A 13,448-nucleotide genomic window follows, 5' to 3' on the forward strand; every position below is an offset into this window, starting at 1 on the left:
CTCTGGCGGCAAGGGACTGGACGTCATGAAGATCTACACCAAGACCGGAGACAGCGGGCGCACGGCTCTTTTCAGCGGCGAGCGGGTGGACAAGGATTCCCTGCGGGTTGCGGCCTACGGAACACTGGACGAACTCAACTCGGTACTGGGTGTGGCGGGCGCCACCTCGGCTGTCGAACTTGTCCGGCGGCGGATCGAGAGTCTCCAGAACCTGCTTTTCAGCGCCGGAGCCGATATGGCCACCACCCTGGACAGCAAGCGCAGGGTGGAGCGGGTGGGAGAAGCCCAATGCGCCACGTTGGAGGAGTGGATCGACGAGATGCAAGAGGATCTCCCTCCCCTCAAGAACTTCATCCTGCCCGGAGGATCGCTGGCGGCCTCTCACCTGCACATGGCCCGCTCGGTGTGTCGGCGCGCCGAACGCGAGCTGGTTGCGCTGATGCGCCAGGACGACATGAATCCCCACTTGCTGGTCTTTCTCAACCGGCTCTCCGATCTGCTCTTCGTGATGGCCCGCTACGAGAACACCCGGGGAGGCGGACGGGAGGTGCTGTGGACCGGCTGAGGCGCAACCCCCATCCCGAGGCTTGCTCCCGCTGCCAGGGCGCGGGATGGATCATGGAAGAACGGGAAGGCGTCGAAGTCGCCGTCCCCTGCCCCCGTTGCAGCGCCGACAACAAACGCCGCCGCCTGCTGGCTCAGGCTCGGATTCCTCCTCGATATCGCGATAAGACATTCGAAAATTACCGATCTGTGCACGAGTCGCAGCGCAAGGCGCACTTCATGATGAAGAATTTCGCCGACAAGTACCCGCTTGAGATTCGTGGAGTCCTCTTAATTGGCCCGACTGGAGTTGGAAAGACTCACCTAGCTATCGCTGCTTTGAACCATCTGATCTCAAGGAAACTTGTGGCGGGGAAATTCGTGGATGAGAAGGTTCTGCTCAAGGATCTGCAGTATTCCTACGGGCCAGATTCCAGGATGACAGAACGGGAATTGATGGTACCTCTTTCGGAGGTCGATGTACTTGTTTGGGACGATCTGGGAGCCAGTCGAGGCACGGAGTGGGCCAGGGAAACTATTGATACAATCCTCAACGATCGCTATCTTAACCAGAGGCCGACGATCCTGACAAGCAATATCCTTCTCCACCGTCCAAGCCGAAGACCTGCAGGAGACTCAGTCGCGGAGCGTCCCAGACCTGCTGAAAATTTGGAGTCGCGGATCGGCAAGCGGTTGTTCTCCAGGCTCAATGAAATGTGCCGGATATTACGAGTCTCCGGCGAGGATTTTAGGAGAAGGCAAGACAGGATTGTCAGGAAAACTCCCGTGCAAAGTGGTCTTCCCCAAAGACGGGTCGACTCCCCGAAACTCGTCTGCCCGGCCTGTGGATCGGATGCCGTAAGCATTATGAGCGAAGCCTTTGTCGAAGACAAAAAACAAAAAGAGTTTTATGTCAGGTGTGACAGTTGCGGGGAACATGCAGTCTATTCCGAAGACGAGCAAACGGGGGAATCTCTGGGTGAGTGAGGTCTCAAGTAGAAGGCAGATATGCCCTAACCTTGAGATCCCGGCACGTGCTAGCCAGCTTGTGGTCCATGGTAACCAGTGTGGCTTGTTTGGTTTCGGCAAGTCTCAGGTAGAGGAAATCGTAGACAGGTCTTCTGAGTTGGCCAGCGAGTTGGAAAGCGCTTTCCACCAGTTCAGACGAATCCTCGACGTGGTCAGGCAGAGCCAAAGTCAGGCGGAGCAACAGCGACCCGGTTTTCTCTTCCAGACCGGCGAACGCCGTCAGTTTCCAAAGAGCGTTGGCCACTTCTGAGAAAAAGAGGTCGGGCACCCAAACAGCGTCCGTTTCCCGCAACTGCCTAGCGATTAGTCCTCCGCAGGGGCGTTGCATGATTAGTTCGATAGCAGCGCTAGCATCGAGAACGATCATCGCTCACGGTCTTCACGAATGAGGTCCGCTGAGGAAGGGACTGGTGCCGGGAGGGGGGGGATGGGCACTTCCAAAATTTCATCGATCAGACCGGAACGGCGTCTTGAGTAGGCTCCTTCGCGAATGTTCTGCTTCAGAACCTTCAGCGCTTGGTTGCCGACAGTGTCTCCCTCGGCGATTGCGCGCTTCTTGAGCTCGCCGAGCAGATCATCTGGAATGTCGCTGATGACCAACGTACCCATATCAACAGGATAGCACGCCGTCGCAATGAGCAGCAGCCTTGCACGGGAGACGCCGGGGGAGAACGTGTTAATATCGGCTTCTCGACCGTTTTCGGCAGTAAAGACAGGGGGGGGTATTAAGGTGCGCTACTCGATTTTTTTGACCTTGCTTGCTTCGATTCTACTGCTCTGCCTGGCGGGGTGTTCGACAGAAGCTGGACGGGAGGAGCCAGCCGCCATGAGTGAGGACCAGCTCAAGGACCGTGCTGGCGAACTGGCCCGCAGCATCATGGTGATCGATACTCACGTCGACATCCCCTACCGGCTCAACGACGAATACGAAGACATCTCCCAACGCACCCAAGGCGGCCATTTCGACTATCCCCGCGCCAAAGAGGGAGGGCTGGACGTCCCCTTCATGTCCATCTACATCCCGGCCACCTACCAGGAAACCGGCGGGGCCAAAGAGTTCGCCGATGAACTGATCGACATGGTGGAGGGCTTCCAGGAGCAATGGCCCGACAAGTACGAGGTGGCCTACTCTCCAGATGACGTGGAACGGATCTTCAAAGCGGGCAAGATCGCTCTGCCCATGGGCATGGAGAACGGCGCGCCCGTGGAAGGCGACCTGGCCAATCTGAGGCATTTCAAGGAACGGGGCATCCGCTACATTACTCTGACCCACTCCCGGGTCAACCATATCTCCGATTCCTCCTACGATCTCAACCGCAAGTGGAAGGGGCTCAGCGACTTCGGCAAGACGGTGGTGGAGGAGATGAACCGCTTGGGCGTGATGGTCGACGTCTCCCACATTTCCGATGATGCCTTCTACCAGGTCATGGAGATCAGCAGGGCCCCAGTTATCGCCTCCCACTCCTCCTGCCGGCACTTCACTCCCGATTGGGAACGCAACATGGGAGACGAGATGATCGAGAAGCTGGCCGAGAAGGGCGGAGTCATTCAGATCAACTTCGGATCGGCCTTCCTGCGCGCCGAGTTTCTGCAGGCGGCCCGCAAGCGCGACATGGCCATCAGCAACTACCTGGATGAGAACGAACTCGACCGCGACGATCCCAAGGCCGTGGAATGGATCGCCCAGTACGACGAGCGCGAAGGCGTCCCCAAGACCCACGTCACCGACGTAGCCGACCACATCGACCATGTGCGCGACCTGGTGGGTATCGAACACGTCGGCCTGGGGTCGGACTTCGACGGCGTCAGCTCTCTGCCGGTGGGCCTGGAAGACGCCTCCCAACTCCCCAACCTCTTTGCCGAGCTGCTCAAACGCGGCTACAGCGAGGACGATTTGCGCAAGATCGCCTCGGAAAACACCCTGCGCGTGTGGCGCCAAGTGGAAAAGGTGGCGGAGGAGATGCAGTCCGCCCCTTCCAACTGACGCCCTCCCCTCAACCAGCCAGAGAGAAGCAGCATGGAGAGCAAGAAGATCACCTTGATTCCGGGCGACGGAATCGGACCTGAAATCGTCGAGGCCGTGCAGGACGTGCTGGAGGCCAGCGGGGCTCCGTTAGACTGGGAGACGGCCGATGCCGGGATCTCTGCCGTCAAGCGCCACAAGACCCCGATTCCCCAGGACACGCTGGAATCCATCAAGCGCAACAAGGTGGCCTTGAAGGGGCCCACCACCACGCCGGTGGGCGGCGGACACAAGAGCGTCAACGTCACCATCCGCAAGTCGCTGGGACTGTTCGCCAACGTGCGTCCGGCCATCAGCCTGCCCTCGGTGCAGACCCGCTTCTCGGACGTCGACCTGATCGTGGTGCGGGAGAACATCGAAGATACCTACGGCGGCATCGAGCACTGGCAGACGCCCGACGTGGCACAGTGCCTGCGCATCATCACCCGTCCCGGCAGCCTGGCCGTCAACCGCTACGCGCTGGAAATGGCCAAGTCGATGGGACGCGACAAGGTGACCTGCGTACACAAGGCCAACATCCAGAAGATGACCGACGGCCTCTTCCTGGAAACCTTCCGCGAGCTGGCGCCCGAATATCCCGAGCTGGAATGCGACGACATTCTTATCGACAACCTGTGCATGCAGTTGGTGTCGCACCCCGAAAGGTACGACGTGCTGGTACTGCCCAACCTCTTCGGCGACATCGTCTCCGACCTGTGCGCGGGTCTGGTGGGAGGCCTGGGCGTGGCCCCTTCAGCCAATATCGGCGACGACCGGGCCGTTTTCGAAGCCGTCCACGGCTCGGCTCCCGACATCGCCGGGCAGGGGGTGGCCAATCCCACGGCGCTGCTGCTCTCCGCCATCCAGATGCTGCACTACCTGGGGATGCACGATCACGCCAACGACGTCGACACCGCTTTGCGCATGGCGCTGCTGTCGGGAATCCGCACGCGCGATCTGGGAGGGCACGCCACCACTCTGGAATTCACCCGCGTGGTCATCAACGCCTTGCCCCGCCGCGACCGGTATCCCAAATCGCACATCGCCCACCAGGGCAAAGCTCCCAAGATGCCTCGGGTCTCGGAAGAGGACGCCGCAACCGAAGAGCCCAAGGATTGGACCGTGGTGGGCGCCGACGTCTTTACCCACGGCGACGGCATCGACAAGCTGCCCAAGAAGGTGGGTCCCCTGCAATTGAACATGGTCTCCAACCGCGGAACCAAGATGTATCCGGGTCCCCAGCCCGACATCTTCATGGTCGACTGGTACCGTTGCCGCTACCTGGCCGAGCGTGAAGTCAGCGACGAGGAGATCCACGACCTGCTGAAAAAGGTGGCTGAGGGCTACCCCTGGGTGCACGTGGAGAAGCTTCACCTGTGCGACGGAGATCCCATGTTCTCGCTGGCCCAGGGCGAGTGATCACTCTCCCGGCAGCCGCCACACGATCTTGCAGGGAACCGAGAATCCCTTGACGGCGCGGGCGATGGCGTCCTGCAGGCCGGGACGCTCCTCCATGGGAGCTTCCACTTCGACGTCCACCACGACTCCGCTGCCGGGATCCTGCTTGGCCCGCACCGACCAGGGACGCACCTGCTCCAATTCCTCTTGCAGGGCTTCCCTGAAGGCGGCCTGAGCGGCCAGCAGGCGCAAGCCCGGTTTGTAGACTTTGCCCACCGGCGTGACGGGGATCTCGGGCAGGATCTGGATGTACTTGGGCCAGGCGGCCCGCTCGTCGATCAAGCGGCGGCAGCGCTCATGCAATTCCTCCACCTGGCATTGGGCGCCCGGTTTGAATGAGACGAAGGCCGAGGGCAACTCCCCGGCATCGGGGTGGGGACGTCCCACCGCCGCTGCCAGCGCCACGGCCGGATGCCCCTGCAGAGCCTCTTCGATGGGGCCCGGATCGATGTTGTGTCCGCCCCTGATGATGAGGTCTTTCTGCCGTCCGGTGAGCCAGAAGTACCCGTCCTCGTCGCGGCGGCCCAGATCTCCCGTATTCAGCCACCCGTCTTGCAGCAACACGCCCTGATCGTCGGACTCGCGCACATAGCCGGCGAAGACGTTGGGTCCCCTGATGATCACGTTTCCCACCTCGTCGTTCCCGCACTCGCGCTCGATGCGTCCATCGGCAATGCGAACCGCTTTCATTTCCTGATAAGGCAACCTGAATCCGATGGAGCCCACCCTGCGCTCGCCGTCTTTGGGATTGCAGGCGCTGGCGCAGGTGCCCTCGGTCAGCCCGTAGCCTTCCTGGATCTTCAAGCCCGTGGTGTCTTGGAATGCCTTGAAGAGGCCTACCGGCATGGGAGCGGCGCCGCAGATGGCGAAGCGCAGCGAGGAGAGGTCGTGCCGCTCGGAGTCGGTTTCCAACAGCCGTGCGTAAACGGTGGGTACGGCGCTGAAGCTGGTGGCCCCATAGTGCTCGATGATGGCGAAGAAGTTCTCGATCACCGAGGGATCGCGGTAGCCCTGAGGCGAAAGCAGCACCACTTGGGCTCCAATCGAGAAGGGCGTCAGCCCCGACAGGACCACGGCGTTGACGTGAAAGAGGGGCAGTCCGCACAGCAGCACGTCGTCGTCTTCCGTTCCTCCCATGCGGCTCAGCACCCAGGCGTTGTAGACCAGGTTGCGGTGGGTCAGGCGGGCCAGCTTGGGTGTGCCGGTAGTTCCTCCGGTATGGAAGTAGGCGGCGATGTCGCCGCTCTGGATCCGGCGTCCGCTCTCCAAGCGCGAGGGGTCGTGCCGGTCCAGTTGGGCCTCGAAGTCGAGGACGTCGGGCTGGTCGGTCTGGCCTCCCCCCACCTTGAGCAGGGTCTTCAAGGTGGGAACCGACTGCTTGAGTTGAAGGGCTTTTTGCCAGATGTCGATTTGCGGGTGGGGACCCAAGGCCACCAGGACGCGGGTGCGGGCGGCATTGAGGATTCCGCTCAGGGTGCGGACGCCCAGCAGCGGGTTGACGGGGTTGACGATGCCTGCGGCTTGCCCTCCCCACAGTGCGAAATGGGTTTGGGGCAGGTTGGGAAGCATGAGCGTCACCACCTCCCGCGGCCCCACCCCGAGGTGATGCAGGAGGTTGGCGCATTGGTGGATGCGTGCCAGCAACTGTTCGTAGCTGACGTCGACGGGGCTGCGGTAGCCGCTCCCGCTGGGAATGAAGCGCAAGGCCGTCCTGGCTCCCCGCCCTGCGGCTCCCGAAGCGATCATCTGATAGCTGTTTTCCGCCTGCAAAGCCTGCTCGAGGGGCACTTTCTCGATCCGGCGGATGTCCTCAATGGTTTCGATCTTCAAGTAAAGCGTCCTCCTGGCTTGATGCCGGTGCGAACAGGTTAGCGGAAGGTCACCAGACGCGCATCGTCCAAATGGGGGTGGGTGTTGAAGGTCGCCAGGCTGAACCGCCGCCCGGTGAAGAGGAATTCGCTGTGAGCCGCATTGCGGATCGTCCAACTCAACTCCAGGGTGGTTTCAGGGGGGTGGCCCAGGGCCCTTTCCATGGTGACGGCGATGGGTCCGGCCGAGGTGAAGACGGCGACCCGGCTGCCGCCACCGGCTTGACGCATGATGCTCTCCAAGGCCTCCAGCACCCGCTGGCGAAAGCTCTGCCAGGACTCGACGCCGTCGGACTTCAGTTCGCCGCTCAACCATTTCCGCGTCACCTGCTCGAAGATATGTTGGAAGAGCTGCTGGCGGCGGAGCGCGTCCTGGCTGGCTTCGAACTCCTCGGAGATCTGCTGGAGTTGCTGGTCGGCCGCCACCACCTGGGCAGCGAAAGCGCGCATGATCTCTTCTGCCGGGTATTCGTCCAGCCCCTCCAGGACTCGGGCTTGAGGCCAGGGGTGTCCAGCCTTTTCCATTTCCCCAGCCACGATGGACTGGGTGTCTTGCTGGCGCCGGCGGGGACCGCAGAAAACCAGGTCGAAGGCAACCTTGCGTCGAGCCCAATAACGTCCCAACAGGCGCGCCTGTTCCACTCCAAGCCGGGAGAGGCGATCGTAGTCGTCCGTCAAAAAGGAAGCCTGTGCATGGCGCACCATCGCTAGAGAACTCATTGCCGTCCTACCGCTCCCCGGCGCACGGCCAGTAAGCTTACCCAGCCGCTGCCGTTGCCTTCAAGCCCAACGCCGACAGGGGCCGCTTTCGATTTTACTTGCGCCGGGTTTTCTGATACATTTCCTCTCTTTGACAGTAGAAGAGAAGAAGACAATAAGGATTAGAGGATAAAAAGAAGAGTAGATCATGGCTCTGACGAAATCAGGCAAAGAGGAACTGATCGAGAACTACCGGTTGCACGGCGCCGACACGGGTTCCCCCGAGGTCCAAGTGGCGCTGCTGAGTGAACGCATCACCTATTTGACCGAGCACTTCAAGACCCACAAGAAGGATCATCATTCCAGGCGGGGACTGTTGAAGCTGGTCGGAAAGCGCCGTCGCCTGCTGGACTACCTCAAGAAGCACGACTTCGAGCGCTACAAGAGCCTGATCGAGCGCCTGGGCATTCGCAAGTAGGAAAAGAAGATGCCGGACGCAAAGGCGTCCCGCGCCCTCCTCCTCTGCCGACTCCGCAGTATCGGCAGTTTGCCTTCCCAAGATCTGAAATTTTTTGTACTAGATATCGTGATCAGGCCTCATTCAGGGGCCTCCCCACTTGGAGGAAGGTTTAGATGATTGAATCTGTAAACCTGACCCTCGGTGGAGGCGAGCTCAACATCGAGATGGGCAAGTTGGCCAAGCAGGCCGACGGTGCCGCTTTGGTGAGCTACGGCGACACCCGGGTCTTAGTGACAGCGGTTTCCGACACCGAACCCAAAGAGAACGCATCGTTTTTTCCGCTCACCTGCGACTACCGCGAGTACACCTCGGCGGTGGGACGCTTTCCGGGCGGCTTCTTCAAGCGCGAAGGACGTCCTTCAGAGAAGGAAACGCTTACCAGCCGCTTGATCGACCGCCCCATCCGTCCCCTCTTCCCCGACGGTTATCAGCATGAAACGCAAGTCATCGCCTTCGTGCTCTCGGCCGAAGAGGACGTCAACCCCGACACCTTGGCGCTGGTAGGCGCCTCGGCGGCGCTTTACGCCTCCCCCATACCGTTCCACCGTCCCATCGGATGCGTCCGCGTGGGACTGATCGAGGGGGAATTCGTGGTCAATCCCACCTACACTCAGTTGGAGGACAGCCGCCTCAACCTGGTGGTCGCCGGAACAGACGATGCCATCGTCATGGTCGAGGCGGCAGCGAAAGAGATTTCCGAGCAGGAAATGGCGGACGCTTTGGAATTCGCCCATGAGGAGATCAAGCGCATTGTGGCCGTCATCCGCGAGCTGCAAGCCAAGCGCGGCATCCCCAAGCGCGAGTACCAGCCGCCGCAGCGCGATCAGGAGGCCTACGCCAAGGTCTCTTCCCAGATTTCAAGCAAGTTGGTGGAGGCCATGAACACCCGGGGCAAACACGCCCAGGACGACGCCGTCAAGGCCTGCAAGAATGAGGCGGTCGAGTCAGCCGGCGAGGATGAGGAGTTGGCCGAGGTCTACGCCGACTCTTTCAACCGACTCAAGGAAGAACTCTTCCGCAAGCAACTGCTGGGAGAAGGCCGCCGCACCGACGGCCGCGGAAACGACGAAATCCGTCCCATCTGGAGCGAGGTCGGCTACCTGCCCCGCACTCACGGATCGGCCATCTTCACCCGCGGCGAAACCCAGGCCCTGTGCACGGTCACGCTGGGGACTGAAGACGACGCCCAGCGTACCGACGGCCTGGCCGGTGAAGACGCCAAGCGCTTCATGCTGCATTACAACTTCCCGCCCTTCAGCGTCGGCGAAGCGCGCTTCCTGCGTGGCCCCGGACGCCGCGAGATCGGGCACGGAGCCCTGGCTGAAAGGGCCCTCACGCCCACCATGCCCTCGCCCGACGACTTCCCCTACACCATCCGTGTCATTTCCGAAATCCTGGAATCCAACGGCTCCTCATCCATGGCCACCGTGTGCGGCGGCTGCCTGGCTCTGATGGACGCCGGAGTCCCCGTCTCCCGGGCCGTGGCCGGAGTCGCCATGGGGCTGGTCAAGGAGGGCGACAAGTACGTCATCCTCTCAGACATCGCCGGCTTCGAGGACCACTACGGAGACATGGACTTCAAGGTGGCCGGAACACGCGATGGACTGACCGCCCTGCAGATGGACATCAAGATCACGGGCGTCACCAAGGCCATCATGAGCGAGGCCTTGGAGCAAGCCCGCCGGGGACGCCTGCACATCCTCGACAAGATGGCCGAGAGCATCAGCGAGCCGCGCCAGGATATTTCCAGCTACGCTCCCCGCATCGTCACCATCACGATTCCGGTCGACAAGATCGGCGAAGTCATCGGTCCGGGCGGCAAGCAGATCCGCAGCATCATCGACCAGACCGGCGTCAAGATCGATATCGAAGACGACGGAACCGTCAAGATCGCTTCGGTGGACGGCGAATCGGCTCAGAAAGCCATCAAAATCATCGAAGAAATCACCGCCTCGCCTGAAGTGGGCCGGACCTACATGGGCAAGGTGGTCAAAGTGGTCGACTTCGGCGCCTTCGTTGAAATCCTGCCGGGAACGGAAGGGCTGTTGCACATCTCCGAGATCGCGGAACGCCACATCAAGGACATCCGCGAAGAGATCAGGGTGGGCGACAAGATCATGGTCAAGGTGCTGGACGTCGATCCCAGCGGCAAAATCCGCCTCAGCCGCAAAGCCGTTTTGCGCGAGCAGCGGGGCGAACGCCGCCGAGGACGATGATCGAAGACGATCTGAAGCGAGCACTCAGAGACTACAAAGAGGGCAAGATCTCCGAAGAGCGCCTTCTGGAACTCCTTCGGGATCTGCCCTATCAGGATCTCGGTTTCGCCAAGATCGATCATCACCGCAGTCTGCGTCACGGTTTTCCCGAGGTCATTTTCGGCCAAGGGAAAACCGGCCGGCAGATCGTCTCCATCGCCCGCCAGGCCCTTCAGCGCCACCCCAACCTGCTCATCACCAGGGCCTCTTCCCAGGTCGCCGAATCGCTCAGCGCCGATTTCCCCTGCCAGTTTCATGACCTCAGCCGCGCCGTCAGCGTGGTGCGCCAACCCCAAGAAAACGGACGCGGCCAGATCGGGATCTTCTGCGCCGGAACCGCCGACATCCCGGTGGCCGAGGAGGCTGCCGTCACCGCCCGCATCATGGGCAACCGGGTACACTGCTGTTACGACGTTGGAGTGGCCGGACTGCACCGCATCCTGGGGCAGCGCGAGATGCTGCGCCGTTGCAGCGTGGTTGTGGTGGCCGCCGGCATGGAAGGGGCGCTGCCCAGCGTGGTGGGCGGACTTGTCGACATCCCCGTCATCGCCGTCCCCACCAGCATCGGCTACGGCGCCTCCTTCGGCGGACTGGCCGCTCTGCTGGGAATGCTCAATTCCTGCGCCTCCAACGTGACCGTGGTCAACATCGACAACGGCTTCGGAGCGGGCTATTCGGCAGCCCTCATCAACCGACAACGAACTTTCCCGGACGCCTAGGGCCATGGACCAGGAAACCCGCCAACTGCTCGGATTCGACGAGGCCGTCGCCCTGCTGGAGCAGTTCGCCCACACCCCGGCGGGACGCGCCCGCCTGGCCGCCCTCCAGCCCCTGCGGGAACCCGAGCGTCTGCAGCAGCGCCTGCAGCGCCTGGAGGAAGCCGTGCGCTTCGTGTCCCAGGAGTCCCGGGTCGCCTTCGCCCACCTCGAAGACCCGCGTCCGCTGCTGGAGAAGCTCAACGAGCGGGCCTCCGTGCTGGAGCCGTCTGAATGCCTCGACTTGGCCGAGGTGCTCAAGACAGGGCAGTACCTGCGCAAGACCTTCGACCCCCAGGAATGGCCTCTGCTGGCCCAGTGGACGCGTCCGCTCGACCCGCCCGACCGCTTGCTCTCCGAGATCGAGCGCATCTTCGACCCCAACGGGGAGATCCGCGACCAGGCCCATCCCCAACTGGCCAAGGTCCGCAACCAGGCCGTCAAGAGCCGCAAAGAGGCCCAAAAGCACCTGCGGGCCCTGCTCCAGAAGAGGTCTGACTCGGTCATCCAGGACGCCTACGTCACCAGCCGCAACGGACGCTTCGTAATCCCCGTCAAAACCGAGAGGCAAAGCAGCATACCCGGTGTCGTTCACGGCGCCAGCTCCTCGGGGGCCACCGTCTTCATCGAGCCTCTCAGCGCCGTCGAACTCAACAACCAGTTCATCTACTATCAGGAGCGCGAGCAGGAGCTCATCCGCCAGATCCTGGCCCGACTCAGCGACCGCATGCGGGAAGAGATCGAGAATCTGCGCCTGATCTCCGATCTGATCGCCCGCGTCGACGCCCTGATGGCCGCCTGCGAGTACGCCGACAAGTTCCGCTGCGTGCTGCCCGCGCTGGAGGAAGGCTCCCGCCTCGACCTGCGCCAAGCCCGCCATCCCCTGCTGCTTGCCAGTCTGGGCGACGAGAAGGTGGTGCCCATCGACATCCGCCTCTCCCGGGAAGAGAACGGATTGATCATCAGCGGCCCCAATACCGGGGGCAAGACAGTGGCCCTCAAGACCGTGGGTCTGCTCTCGCTGATGGCCCAATGCGGACTCCCGGTTCCAGCCGAGAACGCCGTGCTGCCCATCTTCAGGGCGGTTTTGGCCGACATCGGAGACCACCAATCCATCTCCCAGCACTTGAGCACCTTTTCGGCTCATGTGCTCAGCATCAGCTCCATGATGGAAGCCTTGTCCGGAGAGGACGGGAGGCCTACGCTGATCCTGCTCGATGAAATCGGCACCGGAACAGATCCCGTCCACGGCGCGGCCATGGCCATCGCCGTCATCGATCATTTCCGCAAGCGTCAGGCCCTGGTCATCGCCACCACTCATCACCAGTCGGTCAAGGTCTTCGCAGCCACCGAGAAGGGCCTGATCAACGCCTGCGTGGAACTCGATCCCAAGACTCAGGCCCCCACCTACCGCATCCGCTTCGGACTCTCGGCCGGCTCCAGCGGACTGGAGGTGGCCCAGCGGCTGGGACTCCCCCAGGCCATCGTGGAACAGGCCCGCGGACTGATGAAGGAAACCGACCAGCAGGCCGAGCAATATCTGCGTCATTTGCGCCGGGAATTGGACGAGGCCCGCGCGGCCAAGGACGAAGCGCGGGAGCTGAGCCGGCAAATGGAGGAAGAAAAGCGCCGACTGGAAGAGCGTCACAGCCGTCAACTGGCCCGGCAGGAGAAAGAATTCGAGAAAACCCTCGAGAAATGGGCGCGCGAGTTCAAGCGCCAGGGCGACCGCTATCTGAAGAGCGTCAAGGACCGTTTTGAATCGGCCAAAGCCCGCCGCCAACTGCAGCAGAAACAAGCCGCCCTCAAGGAGGCCTTCCGCCGCCAGGTGCGCCGCGAGCGCAGCCAGGACGTCGAAGGAGAAAGCCAAAGCCCTCCCTCGCTGCAAGCCGGAGACTGGGTCAGCCACACGCTTTTCGGAAAGCGGGGCAAGGTGATCAGAGTCGAAGAGGGCCAGGCCCACGTCGACTTCGGGGGCAAGCGCATGGACTGCCCGCTGGAGCAGTTAAAGGCCGAAGAGAAAGAATCGGGAGGAAAGAGGAAGCTTCCCAAGAACGTTTCCCTGCAGGCCTCTCAAGCCGAGGTCTCGCCTCAGTTGAACTTGATCGGACGCACCGTGGAAGAGGCCGTCATCGAGGCCGACAAGTATCTCGATCAGGCCGTCTTGAGCGAGCACCGCGAAGTGCGTATCATTCATGGGCACGGCACGGGGAGGCTGAAAGAAGCGGTGGGCGAATTTCTGAAGACCCACCCTCATGTGAGAAGCTATAAGCGCGACGGCGGCGCAACCTTCGTCACGCTTCGCGAATGAGCGGTTTG

The 13,448-nt window shown here is 61.8% G+C and carries 12 protein-coding genes; 8 read left to right on the plus strand and 4 right to left on the minus strand.

Going from position 1 to position 13,448, the window contains the following annotated elements; all coding sequences use genetic code 11:
* Positions 1-25: 25 nt before the first annotated feature.
* Both VLU25_13230 and VLU25_13235 read left to right on the plus strand, forming a co-directional pair.
* The gene (locus tag VLU25_13230) at positions 26-565 is read left to right on the plus strand and encodes a cob(I)yrinic acid a,c-diamide adenosyltransferase (GenBank protein ID HSR68893.1); all 540 of its coding nucleotides are present in this window, start codon (positions 26-28) and stop codon (positions 563-565) included.
* A gap of 53 nt (positions 566-618) precedes the next feature.
* On the plus strand, positions 619-1,530 hold the full coding sequence (locus VLU25_13235; GenBank protein ID HSR68894.1) for an ATP-binding protein: 912 nt from the start codon (positions 619-621) through the stop codon (positions 1,528-1,530).
* 4 nt (positions 1,531-1,534) lie between these two features.
* Here VLU25_13235 and VLU25_13240 read toward each other — a convergent pair whose 3' ends face one another.
* Both VLU25_13240 and VLU25_13245 read right to left on the minus strand, forming a co-directional pair.
* The gene (locus tag VLU25_13240; GenBank protein HSR68895.1) at positions 1,535-1,939 is read right to left on the minus strand and encodes a type II toxin-antitoxin system VapC family toxin; all 405 of its coding nucleotides are present in this window, start codon (positions 1,937-1,939) and stop codon (positions 1,535-1,537) included.
* A complete protein-coding gene (locus tag VLU25_13245) occupies positions 1,936-2,181 on the minus strand; it encodes a hypothetical protein (protein HSR68896.1) in 246 nt (81 codons plus the stop codon). Before VLU25_13245 ends, VLU25_13240 begins: the two co-directional genes overlap by 4 nt.
* 217 nt (positions 2,182-2,398) lie before the next feature.
* Between VLU25_13245 and VLU25_13250 the strand changes: the two genes are divergently transcribed.
* Together VLU25_13250 and VLU25_13255 are read left to right on the plus strand one after the other, a co-directional pair.
* The gene (locus VLU25_13250; protein ID HSR68897.1) at positions 2,399-3,556 is read left to right on the plus strand and encodes a dipeptidase; all 1,158 of its coding nucleotides are present in this window, start codon (positions 2,399-2,401) and stop codon (positions 3,554-3,556) included.
* Positions 3,557-3,589: 33 nt separating this feature from the next.
* Positions 3,590-4,993 carry an isocitrate/isopropylmalate family dehydrogenase gene (locus tag VLU25_13255; protein ID HSR68898.1) on the plus strand — a complete coding sequence of 468 codons (1,404 nt, stop codon included), beginning with the start codon at positions 3,590-3,592 and terminating at the stop codon, positions 4,991-4,993.
* Here VLU25_13255 and VLU25_13260 read toward each other — a convergent pair whose 3' ends face one another.
* The gene (locus VLU25_13260; protein HSR68899.1) at positions 4,994-6,862 is read right to left on the minus strand and encodes an acyl-CoA synthetase; all 1,869 of its coding nucleotides are present in this window, start codon (positions 6,860-6,862) and stop codon (positions 4,994-4,996) included. It lies immediately after the preceding gene.
* Positions 6,863-6,900: 38 nt separating this feature from the next.
* Entirely contained in the window at positions 6,901-7,620 is a 720-nt protein-coding gene (locus VLU25_13265; GenBank protein ID HSR68900.1) for a histidine phosphatase family protein, read from the minus strand.
* 187 nt (positions 7,621-7,807) lie between these two features.
* On the opposite strand from VLU25_13265, the gene rpsO reads away from it, so the two are divergent.
* The 4 genes from rpsO (at position 7,808) to VLU25_13285 (ending at position 13,440) form a co-directional block, all read left to right on the plus strand.
* Positions 7,808-8,077 carry a 30S ribosomal protein S15 gene (gene rpsO / locus VLU25_13270; protein HSR68901.1) on the plus strand — a complete coding sequence of 90 codons (270 nt, stop codon included), beginning with the start codon at positions 7,808-7,810 and terminating at the stop codon, positions 8,075-8,077.
* Positions 8,078-8,232: 155 nt separating this feature from the next.
* A complete protein-coding gene (pnp, locus tag VLU25_13275; protein ID HSR68902.1) occupies positions 8,233-10,335 on the plus strand; it encodes a polyribonucleotide nucleotidyltransferase in 2,103 nt (700 codons plus the stop codon).
* A complete protein-coding gene (gene larB / locus VLU25_13280) occupies positions 10,332-11,093 on the plus strand; it encodes a nickel pincer cofactor biosynthesis protein LarB (GenBank protein ID HSR68903.1) in 762 nt (253 codons plus the stop codon). The genes pnp and larB overlap by 4 nt, the downstream gene beginning before the upstream one ends.
* A 4-nt stretch (positions 11,094-11,097) precedes the next feature.
* Positions 11,098-13,440, plus strand: a complete 2,343-nt coding sequence (locus VLU25_13285; protein HSR68904.1) for an endonuclease MutS2 — start codon at positions 11,098-11,100, stop codon at positions 13,438-13,440.
* Positions 13,441-13,448 lie beyond the last annotated feature (8 nt).

The organism is Acidobacteriota bacterium (assembly GCA_035471785.1).
Taxonomy (GTDB): Bacteria; Acidobacteriota; UBA6911; order RPQK01; family DATIPO01; genus JANQFM01.